Source organism: Sabulibacter ruber (assembly GCF_017355955.1).
Taxonomy (GTDB): domain Bacteria; phylum Bacteroidota; class Bacteroidia; order Cytophagales; family Hymenobacteraceae; genus Nibribacter; species Nibribacter ruber_A.
Genome location: NZ_JAFFID010000004.1, coordinates 457,872 through 472,459, shown reverse-complemented (window position 1 = coordinate 472,459; position 14,588 = coordinate 457,872). Strand labels below are relative to the sequence as shown.

The window sequence follows — 14,588 nt, the reverse complement described above, 5'->3', positions numbered from 1 at the left end:
GCCTGAGCTATCTAAGCTCTGTTTCTCCCTATTGCTTGATGATTCTGATGGTTTTCACCCGATCCTGGTACGTAGCGGTGAGGAGGTAAAGGCCTCTTGGCAACCGTGCTCCTATAATAGATTGCCCCCCGCTGACTCCTTTCTCCACCAAAGTTCCGGTTAAAGTCCTGACCTCATAAGTGAACCGGTGCGGTGCCTGCAGACGCAAACCATCTGGGAAAGGGTTAGGTCCATAACTCAGTTCTACCTGCTGTTCGTCAGAAATACCACTCACCACCCCAGGCGCATTGCCGTAAATAATGCCCCGGCCGGCAGTTGCCAGGTACACCCGGCCATATATCCTGGGATCTCCGGTAATATCATTGATGCCGCCAAAGTGATGCCGCTCGTCTGAGATCATCACCCAACTGGCTCCGGCATCATCTGACCGGAACAAACCGATCTGGTTATTTACTTTGCCCACCAGGTACACAGCCGAGTAAGCGTTGCCTTCCTTGGGTTTGCCGAAACCCACTTTGGTGGCTTCCTGCACGCTGTTGATGTTGGTGAACGAGGCTCCAGAGTTGGTAGACCGGTACAAGCCTCCTACCGGGTTGGTGAGCCAGACATCACCCTCTACTCCGTAGACAGGATACACGGTGGCAGCCCACAATTGCCAACTGGCGGCGGCTGGCAAACCTGTAGCCGCTGCGGTAAAGGAAGCTCCACCATTGGTACTCACCAGCACTCTGCCGACTTCGGCATCATACACGTAGAATTTGCGGGCATTCACCTTATCGGACATGGGTTTAAGGCCACCTTTGGAAATACCCGTTGCGGTAATCCAACTGGTTCCCCGGTTAGTAGAGTAATAAATAGAGTTTACCCCCACGGGAGCCCACACCAGAGTAGCGCCATCAGCGGAAACAACTATCGTGCCCCCGCCTGTTACTCCCGCAGGCGCACTGCCGAAGGGGGTCCAGGTGGTACCTCCATCGGTAGAGTAGGCCCCGAACTTGCCTTGTGCATTATTATGGACCCGCACCATGAACGATGGTTGATTCGCGGCATAGTCAATCCAGGTGTTGGTACCGTATCTGGGGTTCAGTCTGCCAGCCGATGGGGACACGTCCAGATCATCATGCCGGAACCCATCAATGTCACCGATGGCACTGAGCAAAGGCGCCCCAGTGGGCGGACTGATCAGTTTCAAAGGCACGGTTTCCTCCAGGCCTTTGTTCTGGAAGGTCCAGGTCACGGCTCTGCCTTGGTCTGCCTCCCGCAGGTTGGTAGTCTGGAACACGCCATAACCGGTGATAAACCAGGCTTTGTTGGCGTCAAAAGGATCAATCTCCACATCTCCCAACCAGTGCGGACTGGAAGCCGCAGCGTACGGTGCCGAGGAATGATCACGAGTCGCGTTGCCTAGGACGGGCCGCCAGGTAGTGCCGCCATCGGTGCTGCGGTAGATCTCATCGTTGGGCCACCAGCGGTTTAGGGTAGAGACAATCAAGGTATTGGGATTCTGCGCATCCAGGCTGAGGCCGGCAAACCCGCCCTGTCCGGAAGGCAAGGTCAATTCGGTCCAGGTATTGGTGGAGGGATTAAACTTCCGGACGGCTCCGGCGGTGGCTCCATTCGGTCCCGGACTGTTGGAGTAGGTCACATACAACGTTCCGTCTGTGGCCAACTCCGCGTGGTGCGGCATATAGTTGGTAATCTGGTTAGAAACTGCCTCCCAGGTGTCTCCGCCGTTGGTGCTCCGGTACAGGTTAGAGCTGCCCGACCGAAGAATACCCACGTAGATGGTTGGGGTAGCTGCACCCGCATTGCCGCTGCGTTTGTCAAACAGCACAAACCCAATGCCACCGCTGCCAATAGAAGTTTGGGCTACCGGAAAACTGTTCACTTTGCTCCAAGTTGCCCCTGAATTGGTACTGCGCCAAAGGCCATCGGCGGAGGTTCCCAGATACAAGGTACTGCCCAGATTAGGATCTACCTGCAGGCGCTCACCCGAAGAGCGGCCGTCTTCGTTGCCTCCTAACCGAATGGGAAGGTTGGTCCGGCTCCAGGTACTGCCTCGGTCTGAAGAAGAAAGAACTGCTCCCATGCCTGCCCAGGTCGGGGAATACAACCCCGTAGCCAGATATACTTTCTCAGGATTGGCCGGATCTACCGCCAGACTCAACACACCCATCTGGTTCTCATCGGCGCGGGTTAAATGGTCTGTCAACGGAATCCAGGTGTTCTCAGCGGCATTCCAGCGGAAAGCGCCGCCCACATCGGTGCGGGCGTACAGCAGATTCCGTTCCGTGGGGTGGAAGACCAACCCGGTAACAAAACCGCCGCCGTGTATCTGCACGTTCTTCCATTGGTAAGTTTCTGAGGTTTGCGCCCACACCGAAATACTTCCCAGGCAAAGGAAAAGAACCAGCCATCCGCCCAAGGCTCGCTTACCTCGGGTAGTTGATTTCAGGAAAGGAAGGTTGAAAACTCCTGCTGTAAAGCTTTTCCTCATACAGGTTCTTTTTTAATTCACCGATGAATTTTTCTAAAAGTGAAGCATTCTCCCATAGTCTGTTTCAGGCTTGTTTTCATAAAAACGGGGCTAAAACAGACTTCGGGTTTGATAGGGTAAACACAGAGGCAAACTCCCGCACCGGAATGCACCAAATTTTTCTAATGACCGCTATAAATGTTAATGCCAGCCAAAGAGCCGATCCGCCAAGGGTTCTCCCCCCACTTCAAAACTCCTGAGGCTTTTTACTTTTTAATCTGTGCATTCCCCTCGGCCCTGAAGACCAGGCGCACCTCTTTCCCGGCAGGCAAGGTTACCTGAGCGTTTTGGCCCGATTTTCTGGAATTTGGCCCCGAAACCAACCGCATCTGGCGAGGCGCCTGCAAAATGATCTCCTGTTTTCTAGGCGATTGGAGCACCGCAACCACTTCCTGGTTGTTCCACGTGAGATCTTTCACCTGCACTCCACCCCGCAACAGCAATCCGGAGATACTGCCGGTCTCCCAGGTAGCCGGAATAGCCGGCAGCAGTTTCACCATACCCGGTTCTGAATACACCAAAGCCCGCATGATCACCGAAGGATAACCGCCGCTCAAGTCGGTGTTGAACAAGGAGCCGGGATTGTGGTACGTGCCCAAGCCATTGGTCCAGTAATAGCGGGAAATCCAGTCAATCAGCTGGGCGGTGGTGGCGGCATCTTCCAGGTTAGCCGTAACAAAGGCCATCTGCGCCAGACCGAACACCATTTCGCCGCCGTTTTCTTTGTAGCGGAACTTCATGTGTTCTTCCACCACTTTGCGGGCACCGTCCAGCAGCTTGGGATCGTTCTTGAAATCGGGGTCTACCATGTCATACAAGCTGTACAGGTGCGAGACGTGCCGGTGCTGGTGGTAGTTCTTCAGCGTTGGCCACAGCCATTCTTTCAGAGCACCGCCTTCGTCCAGTTCATAGGCCGGCATCTTGGTGAGCATCTCCTGCCATTTCTTTACCTGGGCTTTGTCGGTTTTAAGTTCCTGCGCGGCCGCGATGCAGTTCCGGAGCAATTGTTTGGCGATCATCACGTCCATGGTGGCATTGATGCTGGCCTGCGAATTGGAGCCCACGGGAGTATTCTCCGGCGAGTACGAGGGATTGAACACATACTTTCCATCTTTGCCTACGGTCAGGAAGTCTTCATAAAACAGGGCCGACTCTTTCATGAACGGGTAAGCCCGCTCTTTCAGGAATTTGCGATCGCCGGTGTGCAGCCAGTAGTCATTGTAGAAACTGGCCGTCCAGCCCGCACCGCCGGTCCAGAGGCTCAGGCACCAGATGGGGTCAAAGTGGTTGTCCCAGCCGTTGTCGCTGGTGTGCGAAGGCACGTGGATGCCCCGGGTCCCGAACATTCTTTTGGCGTTGTCGCGGTACAGCGGCAGGCGCTTGTCATGGTAGTTGAAATAGGCCATCATGAGCTCGGGCGTGCGACTGGTGAGCAAGGCTGAGATTGCCACTTCCACGTTTCCGTCATGGGTGAAGTCTGAAGACCACGGCGGAGTCCAGGTGCCGCCCCAGATGCCCTGCAAGTTGGGCGGATTAATGCCCGTGGCGCTGATGATGTTGTAGCGGGCGGCATCGAACTGCTTTTCAATAATGGCTGGAGCCACCTTGCCGCTTCTCGCCTTCAGGTTGATGGATTCACTGAAAAGCCCGGCTTCCTCTCCTCCACCCAGGTCCAATTTCACGCGGTTGAACAGTTCGCCGTGCACGTTGCGGTGCCGGGAAAGCAAGGCCTGGTAATCGGTAGGCAAAGAAGACAGGTGCTGTTTGATCTGGTCTACCTGCGAGTTGGCGTAATCATAATTGCCGTTGATCTTAATGAACACCAGCACCTCATCGGCGTCGTTTACCACCAGGTCATTGCCCTGCACCGTAAAGCTGCCGCCTTTCACCTCTACCCTGCCCACGCCTTCGTAGCCCTGCAAGCTGTTTTTCCAGCGTTTTTTGTAATTACTCCGGAAAGTAAGCCATTTATCGGCGGCCTTTATTTCCACGCCCTCCACATTCTTGACGATCTGATCGCGCTGCGACCACTCATAGGGCCGGCTTGTAAACCCGATGCTGCCGTTCACCTTGCCGGTTCCTTTGATGGAAATCACGATGGCGCTATCGGGCCGGGACACGAAGAGGTTGCGCTGGTAAGTTCCGTTGGCATCGGTCCAGATGACTTTGGCCTCGCCGGTTTCAAAATCCACCATGCGCACGTACTTCTGCACGTTGGAAGGCTCCAGCTGCACCCGCACGTCAAAGGCCGGCACGTACGGGTTGGACCACAGATGCCCTCCGTAGCCTTCTTTCATGCTTTGCTCCACCGGAATTTTGGCGGCTTCCTGATACTTGCCCTCCAGAATCAGGGAACGGATCTCGGCCAGACGGCTGGCCTGGTCAATGGGTGGCCGGGGCTCGGTGACGGGCAAGTACAGTTGGGCCTGGTTCAGGATAATGGTCTCGTCGTGCGGATTGCCCATCACCATAGCGCCCATAGCCCCGTTCCCGCTGAGCAGCGCGTGCTCCCAACTGGGCGCCGGCAACCAACTGACAAACCCTTTCTTAGGTGCCTGAAACGGATCTGCCTGCCCCAAAGCAGTGAATTGGTTGGCCAGAAAAAGAAAAAACAACAGGCGAAGGGTGGAAAAATGACGCATCAGGTTTTCATCAGGTTAAGCGATTGGTGCCGGGTACAGCAATGGATTTTCTGGTACCAGAAAGGGCCTGTTTTGAACTTCTTTCCAGGAAAACAAGCCCGAAACGGTGCTACTTGCTGGCTTTCTCGGCTTTCAATTTGGTTTTCTTTTTGATCTTCCTGGGCATGGCCTGGTGTACCTGGGCGGCCAGGAAAGCGGCTCCTTCGTCGTTGGGGTGAATGCCGTCATAGGTCAGGTTGGCCTTGCCGATGAAGGGAGTGTATAAGTCAATGACCTGCGATTTGGTTTGCTTTGCAACCCTGTTGACAGCCGGAATGATCTCGTTTTTCACAATGGACTCCGTGATGCCCCACTTGAACTCAAACACCGGAATGGGCGCGCAGACATACACCATGGGTTTGGAAGCCAGCGCCTTGAAGGAGTTCACCAGGGCCACGTAATCAGAAACAAACTCGTCTTTGAATTTCCAGTTCTGCGGTTTGGAGTCATTGGTGCCCAGTTTGATGATCACGATGTCGGGCTGCCATGACAGAGCCTCCTGGTACTTGGCCTCGTTCCAGTACGGGAAATCGCCTTTCTTCAGGAGCGTGCGGCCGCTCACCCCGAAATTGCGCACCTCGTACGCCTCGCCCAATAGTTGCTGCAACGCGGCCGGATAGGTCTGTTTCAAGCCCCAGCCTTCGGTGATGCTGTTGCCCACGCAGGCCACTTTAATCTTGTTCTGGGCCTGAGCGCCGAAGGAAATCAGCAGGGTTACTAAAAGAGATAAGAGCGGCAAAAAGGTTCTTTTCATAAATAATGTTTTTAGGTTGGAGAATCTGCCTAAAATAGCTCTTTCTCCTGTTTTTAGCTCGTTTTCTGAAACTTACCCCGAAAACGTCTTGCTAAAACTGGCGCGAGTCTCCAGACTCGTGACTTGCGATGATGGGTAGTCTCTGACTACCCTCGCTGCGCAGCAGCGACAATAGTATTTCTGGTTTCCAGGTCTGAGTCATGGCTCCCGGCGAGTCTGGAGACTCGCATCATCCAAAGTCACGAGACCAGAGTCTCGCGCCAGTGGGATTCCAGAGTTAAGCCAACCCGTTTCTGATTTCGGGCTGCTTTCTGGAAAACAGCCCGAAATCAGGAAGATTCTGAAGTTACTTTTTGAGTTGGATGGTCACGGAAGCAGGTGCAAGTCCTTCTGAAGTAGCGGTCAGCTTCACGGTTCCGGCTTCTTCCTGGGCCTGTAGAATGGCGAGGCAGAGACCGTTGAAGGCTTTGCGGTGATTCGCTTTGAAGGACTCCATGCTGGTCTGCTGGCCGTTATCCACGCCGGCCAGCACTGCTTTTCCATCAATGGTGAAGTTCACCAGGTTATCGGCGCGGGGCACCAGATTGCCGTCTTTGTCCAGTATCTTCACTGTCACGAAGGACAGGTCTTTGCCATCGGCGGCGATCTGGGTACGGTCGGCTTCCAGCACAATTTTGGCGGGTACACCAGCAGTATTAATTTCTTTGGTTAGCACCTCTTTCCCGTTCTGTCTGGACACGGCTCTCAAAGTACCCGGCTGGTAAGGCAGGCGCCACATCACGTGCAGGTCATCGCCATGTTTCTTGCGCACTCCCTGCGATTTTCCGTTCAGGAACAGTTCCACTTCATCGGCGTTGTTGTAATAGGCCCACACATCCACGGTTTTGCCGGGTTCCCAGTTCCAGTGCGGGAAGATGTGCAGCACCGGTTTGTTTGTCCACTCGCTTTGGTACATGTAATACACGTCCTTGGGGAAACCAGCCAGATCCACAATCCCAAAGTACGAGCTGCGGGCCGGCCACACGTACGGGGTAGGTTCGCCCAGGTAATCAAAGCCCGTCCAGATGTACATGCCCGAAAGGTAATCGTGCTTTTTCATCACCTTCCAGGTTTCCTCGTGGGTAGAGCCCCAGGGCGTGCTCACGTTGTCGTACGCCGATACGGTGAGATCTTTGTTTCCGGCGGTGAACAACTCATCCCACTTATAAGGCCAGCGGCGGACGCTGTCTGAGGGCATATCATAGTGCCCGCGGGTAGCCAGCGCCGAAACGGTCTCGGTGGCAATGAATTTCTGGCCGAGGAAGGTCTGCGGGAACTTCTCGAAATCCTGGTGGTGGTAGTTGAACCCAAACAGATCCAAGGCACCTGATTTGTAGATGGTGTTGTTTGGCGTTGGCTCATTAATGCCCACCGTCACGGGGCGGGTGGTATCCAGGCTCTTCACAATGGCTACCAACTCCTTGGCAATGGTGGTTCCTTCGGGCGCCCACTGCTCCGGAATTTCGTTGCCGATGCTCCAGATGAACACACTGGGGTGATTCCGGTCTCGCTTGATGAAATCTTCCAGATCGCGCTTATGCCACTCATCCCAGGCATGGCTGTAATCATATTTGCTTTTCTCTTTCTTCCACATGTCAAAGGACTCATCCATGACAATGAAGCCCATTTTGTCGCAGAGGTCCAGCAGTTCTGGGGTGGGCGGGTTGTGCGAAGTCCGGATGCCGTTCACGCCCATGGCTTTCATGATTTCCAGTTGGCGCTCCAAGGCGCGCACGTTCACGGCAGCCCCCAAGGCACCCAGATCATGGTGGTTACACACTCCGTTGATCTTCATGGATTTACCGTTGAGGGTAAAGCCTTTCTGCGCATCAAAATTGAAGGTACGGATGCCCAGCGGCGTTTCGTAGTTGTCCACTACCTTTCCGTTCTGCTCTACCTGGGTCACCACGCGGTACAGATAGGGCTGCTCCACCGACCATAAAGTAGGAGTAGCGACGGTCAGTTCCTGCTTCACTTCGGTGACGGGGCTGGGCTGCGTCGATTTCAGCGCCTGATTCTCGGAAGCAGTTCTGGCTACCTCCTTGCCCTGCGCATCATAGATCATTGTGCGAAGGGTAAAGTTTCCTGATTGCTGCTTAGCGTTCCGCACGTTAGTAGTGATGGCTACCTTCACCGATTGCTCAGAAACTTGGGGCGTGGTTACAAACGTGCCCCACTGGTCTACGTGCACCGGATTGGTTTTCACCAGCCACACATTACGATAGATGCCGGAACCGGAATACCAACGGGAATTAGGTTGCTGGGAGTTGTCTACTTTTACCGCCACCACGTTATCCTGCCCAAATTTTAGGTAAGGCGTGAGATCATACCGGAAGGAAATGTAGCCGTTAGGGCGTTTGCCCAGGTATTGACCGTTGATCCAGACTTCAGAGTTGGTGTAAACGCCGTCAAAGTCTATGTAGAACAGCTTGTCTTTCTCATTAGAGTCTACCCTGAAGGTTTTCCGGTACCAGCCGGTGCCGCCCGGCAAGGCCCCGCCTCCGTAACCAGCAGGGTGCTTCTCATCAAATTTCCCTTCAATACTCCAGTCGTGCGGCAGGCTTAGTTTACGCCATTGGGCATCATTGTAACCGGTTTCCCTGGCACTTGCCTGATCGCCTAAGTTGAAGGACCAGTTTTTGGTGAAGTCTTGTCTTTCTCGTACCAGGGTATCTGTTGTTTTACAGGCTCCTAAGGCAAAAAGGGTAATAAACAGCGTATGAAGGTGCAGTTTCTGCCGCAGCATGTTTGTGAAGGTAAAGGGATTGAGTGAAGATTTAGAAAAAGGAATCGGCTGGCAACCACCAGCTTTACAGATGCTCACCAGCCGATTCCAACTAGTCACCACCTCACGGATGGCACTAGTACAGTTTATTACAGGTGAACTATTCTGCCTTAGGCACAAAGTTGTACACCAACAAGGCGGCTCCTTCGCAGGAACCCTTCCGCATAACGGCTAACTGCATGGAGTTTTCGGTTAAGGACAGCAACCGGATGCTACCCCAGTCGTCCACGCAGGCATCACGGCCGGCATCGTGCAAGATACCAGCATCTGTTAGGCTCAGGGTTTTGTTATCCACATCCAGGAAGTAAGTCCCGCTCTCAGTGCCTTTGCCCGGAATCATGGAATGGTTTACCGTAACCGTGGCTGCGCCTTTCAAGCTGAAGGTCATGGTGCCGTAGTCTCCGTAGGGCATCAGCCAGGTGTTGCCTTTGTAATCTGGGTTCCAGTTCCAGCAGTCGCCTCCGGGTTTGGTACAGGCACCTCCCCAACCATTGTCGGTTCCGTAGAAGTAAAGCGGGCCGTCAAAATGGTTCGCGTCAATGTCCAGTATCCAGGTTTTTTCGTTCCCAGGTCCGCCAGACAGGGCTGTCCACAGTGGGTCGTTCACGTAGTTGAGGTTGTTCTGGGTGACGGTAATGGTCTTAGCCGGAAGTTCCACAATTCCCCCACCTGTTACGGCGGAGAACTTAATGGTATAGTCACCAGCAAAAGCATACCTAACCGTGTCAATGGTACGGGTAGAACGCCCTGTTTCAAAATCCCACATAGAGATGGTTTCCGGGGTTTCATTTATCAGAATGACAGTGTTTCCGCCGGGGTCAATAGATAAATCCTGGACCACTTTGATAGAGATTTCCTCCGGAGAGAGCATTCTGCCCAATTCATGGTCATCGTCCTGACAGGCAGTCACGATGAAGGCTCCCAAGAGTATGAGTGATAAAATTGATTTTAACCGTTTCATCTGTTTAAAAGTTAGATAGTCAGAGAAGGCATTTCAGAGGAATCCAACTTACTGGTAGCCGGAAGAATCATCACCTGAAATGCTCCATTCATACTTGATGACTTATTGCTATTACCACCCTGGATTTTGCTTCAGCACCCCATTAGATAAGGTTATCTGGGAGTTCGGAATTTGCTGTAATCCCTGGGTTTCTCTGATCTTATTTGCGGCAATCACTTTTGTGGTGGCTGCTCCTGCATTCAAGACGGTAGTGGTTTCAGCAATAGCATTAGCTGCCACTTCTACCCCCTGACGCAAGAGATCCCAGTAACGGATTCCCTCGTTGGCAAACTCTAACCGGCGTTCTGCCATGATGTTTGCCTTTGATACAGCCAGCGGATTGAAATTGTCTTTGTAAGCACGTCTTCTGACCATGTCAAAGTAGTTCTGGGCATTAGGGCTACCCAGCTCAGCCGCCATCAACAGCACATCTGCATACCGGATAGCCACATAGTCCTGGAACTGTCCGATCATGAAGTTCACAGCGCCATTTTCCACGGGTATGCTGTTGCCCTCCTCGTCTACCATAGGGCTATATTTCTTATTGTAATAGCCAGTATATTCTCGTTGCTTGCCCTGGTTGGTGAAATTTATGTTTTCATCAACTATAGAAATGATAGAGGCTGCTTTACGGGTATCATTGGTGCTGAAGGCGTTCCACAATCTTGGGTTGACCGTTCCGCCTCCCCAGCCATTACCGTAAGGGTAACTGAACTGCTCCCGCATGCCCAGCATTACCATCCAGTGGTTACCGTCTGTATTGCCGTTGTAATCACTGGTGTAAGTGTACTTTATCGCAAACACGGTTTCCTTATTGTCTTCACCAGCATAGTTAGCTACAGAAGCGGCCGGCCAGAGATTAGCAAAGTTCTCTACCAAACCATGCCCACTGTTTGTAATCACATCTTCTAAATAAGCCAGCGCCTGAGCCTGAGATACCGTTCCAACTAAGTCAGTCTTGTTATAATAGCCGGTATAGTATAGAAACACACGGCCTATCAAAGATTCCGCGGCCCATTTTGTCACTCTGCCTCTGTTACCCACCGACTGAGCAGCGTAGTTGGTAGATGGCAGGTTTTCTATCGCATATTTTAAATCCTCGGCAATTAGCTTATATACTTCATCTGGGTTAGCCTGTGGTACGTTTTCACGAGTGGGTTCTATGATCAAAGGGATATTTCCCCAAAGACGAACCATGTCAAAGTACAGGAACGCCCGGATATACCTAGCCTCAGCCTCATACGTCTTTCTCAATTGCTCATTGCCGTTCCAGTTGATTTGGTCCATTTTACCAATGAGGGTATTGCACCTAAAGACCGCTCTATAATAGGCTGCCCAGTTGGCACCTATCAAATCTTGATCTGCGGGTGAGCGGGTTCTGTCAAACTCATCCAACATCTGGTATCCAAATCCGTCTGAAGCACCGGTTCCCCCAAAAGCATTATCTGACAAGACCTCAGAAGCAACTGGAAAGCTGATTCCCTCTGCCCAAATGATTTGTAAACCATCATAACAACCTACCAATGCTCTGAAGGCATCTTCTGGTGTTCTGTAATAGTTTGCATCAGTCACGTTAGTTATTGGATCAACTTCCAGGAAACTATCCTTACATGCTCCTAAGGATAGAACACCTGCTAGTAGAATTGCTTTGCTTATATTTTTCATGTTAGTAACTTCTTAGGAATTAGAATCTAATGTTGGTACCCACTAACACAGTTCTTGGGCGAGGGTAATACCCCAGGTCTACACCTGAAGCAAAGTCCTCTGTATACCCAATCTCAGGGTCCATACCTTCATACTTGGTGAATGTGTAAAGATTTTGCACAGAAGCATATACCCTTACCTGACGCAGAAAAGGCTTGTTAATCAGCTTCCCGAAATCATACCCCAGGGTGATGTTGCTGATTCGCAGAAAGTCACCGTTATGAATAAACAAATCTGAGAACTGAGTCCAGTTTCTGTTATCTGTGGTAACCCTAGGCATGGTATTGGAAGAGCCGGGTCCATGCCAGCGATCAAAGATAGCCGTGGTGTAGTTAGGGTATTGGCTAGCCTGGTTCCGGTAAGATTGCACAAGCTGATTTCCTGCTACACCTGAGGCCAGCATAGAGAAGTCAAACCCTTTGTAGCTGGCAGACAGCGTTAAACCAAAAGTATAGTCTGGATTAGGATTACCTATCTGGGTTCTGTCGTCGTTCGTGATCTGACCGTCTCCGTTCAGGTCCACGTAACGTACATCACCAGGTTGCGCATTAGGTTGAATAAGACCTCCCTCTGAGCCTCTGTAAGCATTTACCTCTTCTTCGGTCTGGAAAATACCGTTGGTTTTCAGGCCCCAGAAATAACCAATAGGGTACCCGTTTTGCGCTCTATAGAATTCCAGTGAGTTATCATACAACACGTTGTTACGGCCATGGATGATACCATCATTGGTAGGAATCTCGCGTACGCGGTTCTTGTTGTAAGCACCGTTTATCCCAATGTTGTAGCTGAAATCGCCTATATTATTGTTGTATGAGAGGGCAAGTTCAACCCCTGTGTTTCTCACATCGCCACCGTTGATAGCAGGAGGACTTGCTCCGGCTGTTGCTAAGAGAGGGGCAGTGACCAGCCAGTCTTTGGTGATTTTGTCATACCAATCAAAATTCACACTTAACTTACCGGCCAGCAGGTTCGCATCAAAACCAATGTTGGTTTGTTCTGAGGTTTCCCACTTCACTTCATCATTACCCAACCTGCTGATATACGCTCCCGGGGTAAGCACTCCTTCCTTATCCCCAAAAACATAATTGGTATTGGCAAACGTCACCAGTGACACGAATTGGTAAGGACCAATGTTCTGGCTACCCACCTGTCCCCAGCTGGCACGCAACTTAAAATAACTTAACCAATCACGGGTGCTTTCTGTAAATGTCTCATTGGTTAATACCCATCCTACTGAAACTGATGGGAAATAGCCCCAGCGTCTGTTTCTACCGAATCTTGCCGAACCATCAGCCCGGAAAGTGGCATTGATCAGGTAAGTTTCCTTGAAATTATAGTTGAACCGCCCAAAGTAAGACATTCTTCTATCCTGTGCCCAAGGCTCACCTGAAAGGTCAATAGTAGTACCATCTGTGTTAGAAGCATTGGTCAGATATGCGTGCTCCAGGTCACTAAGTACCAGATTGATGTTGCTTCCTGAGAGTTGTGCCCCATCACTTCTGAAGGCGGAAGTACCTGCCATCACTTCAAAGTTATGGTCGGTGCCAACATTGAAGTTATAGGTTAAGAGATTGTCCCAGATCAATGACTGCCCCTTTCCCTGGAATTGGTTTACCCGTGAGTTGTTGTTGAAGGCATACACTGATAGTTTATAGATTGGAGTAAAGGAACGGCTCTCGCTAGCGCTATAATCAATCCCGAAACTGGTTCTGAACCTAAGATTCTTAATGGGCTCCAGAACCATGTAAACATCCCCAAGCAGCCTTTGATTGTTTCTGCGGTTCTGGTTGTCATATACCATTTGGGCATACGGGTTAGCCTCTCCATTAAACCAGGTGGAATTGCTGTTATCAAAGAAGTTACCATTTGCATCATACACCGGCACAAATGGACTGGTATTGAAAGCTGACCGTAAGGAGTTGTTGTACTGGTTCCCTACCCTGATACCGTTGTTCCGGATATAGGAGAAAGTTAAGTGCTCTCCAAACTTCACAATATTATTGTAGAAGCTGTGCTCAGAGTTGAAACGGAAGTTGTATCGCTCATAATTGGAGAGATCCTTTCCGCCTACTATCCCCTCTTGCCCGGTATAATTGATTGCCGTAGAAAAAGTTGACATCTCCGTTCCACCGGTTGCTCCTAAAGAGTAATTCTGAGTTACCGCATCCTTCACAAAAATCTGGTCAATCCAGTCTGTCCCTTCTCCCATGGCAGCAATTTGCTCATTGGTAAAAGCGGGTAGTCTGTTGGAGTTCACCAATGCTTCATTCATGATAGTGGCGTACTCACGTGAGTTCAGCATATTTATTTTTCTGCCTAGATTCTGAACACCCGTGTAGCTATCAAAGGTGATCTGGGCGGGTTGCCCTTTTTTACCAGTTCTGGTAGTAATCAGCACCACCCCGTTGGCGGCCTGTGAACCATAGATAGCCGCAGAGGCTGCGTCTTTCAAGACGTCAATAGACTGGATATCTGCAGGGTTTAAGTAGGAGATATCACCAGTTAAGACCCCATCCACCACATACAAGGGAGTAGCATTACCAATGGTACCTAACCCCCGGATTACTACCCTCATGCTTTCCCCGGGCTGACCAGAAGTAGAGGTAATCTGCACCCCGGCAGCTTGCCCCTGTAAAGCCTGTAAGGGATCTGTGGTACTTTGCTTCTGAATATCCTCGCCTTTCACCTGGGCCGTGGCACCGGTTACCAGTTTCTTTTGCTGAACACCATACCCCACTACCACTACTTCTTCCAGTGCTTTGGTGTCTGAGCGCAGGGCAACATTTACCTGGGTTCTGCCCGCTATGGCCACCTCTTGCGTCACAAAGCCAATGTACGTGAAGACCAGTGTTTCATTGCCGGTGGGCACGCTTAACTGGTAATTGCCCTCCGCATCTGTACTAGTGGCAAGAGTTGCATTCCCCTTCACACTAACTGTGGCTCCAATAATCCCGGCCCCATCGTCCTGCGACGTGACCCGCCCCTTTATTGCTTGCTGGGCGTACGCCGCTCCGCATAGACAGAGCAGCCAAGTGAGTAGATAAATCTTTCTCATAAATTAGCTTTAGTGACAATGTGTGGATAAGAAC

7 protein-coding genes are annotated in these 14,588 nt (G+C 51.4%); all 7 read right to left on the bottom strand.

The genetic code is table 11. The features are described from left to right. Positions 1-28: 28 nt before the first annotated feature. Complete coding sequence (locus JT719_RS20000; RefSeq protein WP_207435501.1) at positions 29-2,497, bottom strand: xyloglucanase; 2,469 nt, start codon at positions 2,495-2,497, stop codon at positions 29-31. Between the two features lie 245 nt (positions 2,498-2,742). Then, complete coding sequence (locus JT719_RS19995) at positions 2,743-5,178, bottom strand: glycosyl hydrolase family 95 catalytic domain-containing protein (RefSeq protein WP_207435500.1); 2,436 nt, start codon at positions 5,176-5,178, stop codon at positions 2,743-2,745. Positions 5,179-5,287: 109 nt separating this feature from the next. Then, positions 5,288-5,971 (bottom strand): GDSL-type esterase/lipase family protein, encoded by a 684-nt coding sequence (locus tag JT719_RS19990; RefSeq protein ID WP_207435499.1) that lies wholly within the window; start codon positions 5,969-5,971, stop codon positions 5,288-5,290. 346 nt (positions 5,972-6,317) lie between these two features. After that, positions 6,318-8,756 (bottom strand): beta-galactosidase GalB, encoded by a 2,439-nt coding sequence (galB, locus tag JT719_RS19985; RefSeq protein ID WP_207435498.1) that lies wholly within the window; start codon positions 8,754-8,756, stop codon positions 6,318-6,320. Between the two features lie 139 nt (positions 8,757-8,895). Beyond that, positions 8,896-9,756, bottom strand: a complete 861-nt coding sequence (locus JT719_RS19980) for a hypothetical protein (protein ID WP_207435497.1) — start codon at positions 9,754-9,756, stop codon at positions 8,896-8,898. 111 nt (positions 9,757-9,867) lie between these two features. Further along, entirely contained in the window at positions 9,868-11,367 is a 1,500-nt protein-coding gene (locus JT719_RS19975) for a RagB/SusD family nutrient uptake outer membrane protein (RefSeq protein WP_341350785.1), read from the bottom strand. Between the two features lie 112 nt (positions 11,368-11,479). Then, positions 11,480-14,554, bottom strand: a complete 3,075-nt coding sequence (locus JT719_RS19970; RefSeq protein WP_207435495.1) for a SusC/RagA family TonB-linked outer membrane protein — start codon at positions 14,552-14,554, stop codon at positions 11,480-11,482. Positions 14,555-14,588: the final 34 nt, after the last annotated feature.